2 protein-coding genes are annotated in these 2,153 nt (G+C 65.7%); both read left to right on the plus strand.

All coding sequences use genetic code 11. The features are described from left to right. The coding region (locus tag EOA60_RS29900) for a gamma-glutamyltransferase family protein (protein ID WP_164899652.1) at positions 1 to 1,392 on the plus strand (1,392 nt) is incomplete at its 5' end. 50 nt (positions 1,393 to 1,442) lie between these two features. Then, on the plus strand, positions 1,443 to 2,153 hold a 711-nt coding region (locus tag EOA60_RS29905), incomplete at its 3' end, for an AMP-binding protein (protein WP_164899653.1).

Raw genomic sequence — 2,153 nt, forward strand, 5'->3', positions numbered from 1 at the left:
TTCGTGCTCTACTGCCCGAAGGGAGAAGGCAATGTGATCGCCTTCAACGGCTCCGGCCGCGCGCCCCAGGCCGCTACGGTCGACTGGTATCTGGAGAGAGGTTTCAGCGAGCTGCCGAAGCAGGGCGCGCACGCGGTCACCATTCCCGGCGCCGTCGACGCCTGGTGTCGGCTGTTGGAAGACCATGGCCGAAAGGGCATAGCCGAAGCGCTCGCTCCCGCCATCCATTACGCCGAACAAGGCTACGTCGTACACGACCGCGTCGCCTTCGACTGGGAGGATCCGGAAACCGACCTGTCGGCCGACGAAGTGGCGGCGCGCATTTTCCTCCCGGGCGGCAAGCCGCCAAAGCCCGGTGATGTGCATCGCCAGCCGGAACTGGCGGAAACGCTGCGCATCATCGCTAAGCGCGGCCGCGCCGGTTTCTACGAAGGCGCTGTTGCGGAAGACATCGTCGGTCGGCTTCGCCAACTCGGCGGCCTTCATACGCTGGACGATTTCGCCGCGACGAAGGGCGACTACAAGACGCCGGTCAGCACCTCCTATCGCGGTCATGACATCCACCAGATGCCGCCGAACAATCAGGGCCTGACCGCGCTATTGATGCTGAACGTGCTCTCAGGCTTCGATCTCGGCGCGCTTGAACCGAATGGCGCAGAGCGCCTGCATCTGGAGATCGAGGCCGGCCGGCTGGCCTATCGCGACCGCGACAACCTGCTCGCGGATCAGGATCACGTTGCGGTGCCGGTGAAGGAACTCCTCTCCATCGCCTATGCCGACCGGCTGCGCGCCGAGATCGACCGGGAACGCGCCATGACGCATTTGCCGCGCGTCGATTTGCCGGGCAGCGACACGGTCTACATCACCGTCGTCGACCGCGACCGGAACGCGGTGAGCTTCATCAACTCGACCTATTATTCCTTCGGCAGCGGCGTCGTCGGTGCGAAGACCGGCGTCGTGCTGCAGAACCGCGGCACTTCGTTCCGGCTCGATCCGAAGCATCCGAACGCAATAGCGCCGGGCAAGCGGCCGATGCACACGATCATGCCGGGCATGATGGTGAGGGACGGCCGTGCCGTGATGCCCTTCGGCGTCATGGGCGGCGGCTATCAGCCCTTCGGCCATGTCCATCTTTTGACCAACATGATCGACTTCGGCATGGATCCGCAGCAGGCCTTGGATGCGCCGCGCGTCTTTTACAATCACGACGTCGTGGAAGCCGAGCGAAGCGTGCGTCCCGATACGGTCGAAGGCCTGCGCCGCCGCGGCCATCGTGTTGTCGAGCCAGACCATCCGCTCGGCGGCGGGCAGGCGGTGCTCATCGATTGGGAAAAAGGCACGCTGACCGGCGCCTCCGATCCGCGCAAGGACGGCTTGGCGCTCGGATACTGAGCAGCCCTTTGCTGGACATCGGCCGATCGTTCGAAACATAGTCTGGAACCATGACAACAAGCGAAAAACCCTTTGATCTTGCTCATCGCCTCGCGCCCGGCGCCGAAGATGCGCCAGCCATCGCCGCGCCCGACCGGACAGTCCTCTCGCATGGGGGGCTGCGCCGTCTGATCCAAGAGACCGTGAGCCGGCTCAACACGCTCGGCATCGGCCGTGGCGACCGCGTTGCCATCGTGCTGCCGAACGGCCCGGAGATGGCAACGGCCTTCATCGCGGTCGCCGCAGCCGCGTCCACAGCGCCGCTCAATCCAGCCTACCGGGACGACGAGCTCGATTTCTATCTGAGCGACATCGGCGTCAAGGCGATCCTTGTCGGCAAGGACGAGCAAGGACCGTCGGTCGAAGTTGCCGAACGCCTCGGCATTGCGGTGCTGCGGCTGGCGGTGCCTGAAGGCGCGCCGGCCGGCATCTTTACCATCGAGGGCGGCCCGGTCAGGCCGCCGGTTGCCTCCGGCTTGGCCGAAGACAGCGACACCGCTCTCCTTCTGCATACCTCCGGCACTACATCGCGGCCGAAGCTGGTGCCGCTCAGCCACGCCAACCTCGCCGCCTCGGCCGCGCATATCGGCGCCACGCTGGGCCTGGGCTCGGCCGACCGCTGCCTCAACATCATGCCGCTGTTTCACATCCACGGGCTGATCGCGGCGGTGCTGTCCTCGCCCGCCGCCGGCGCCAGCGTCTTCTGCACGCCGCGCTTCAAC

It is taken from the genome of Mesorhizobium sp. M1A.F.Ca.IN.020.06.1.1 (assembly GCF_004023265.1).
Lineage (GTDB): Bacteria > Pseudomonadota > Alphaproteobacteria > Rhizobiales > Rhizobiaceae > Mesorhizobium.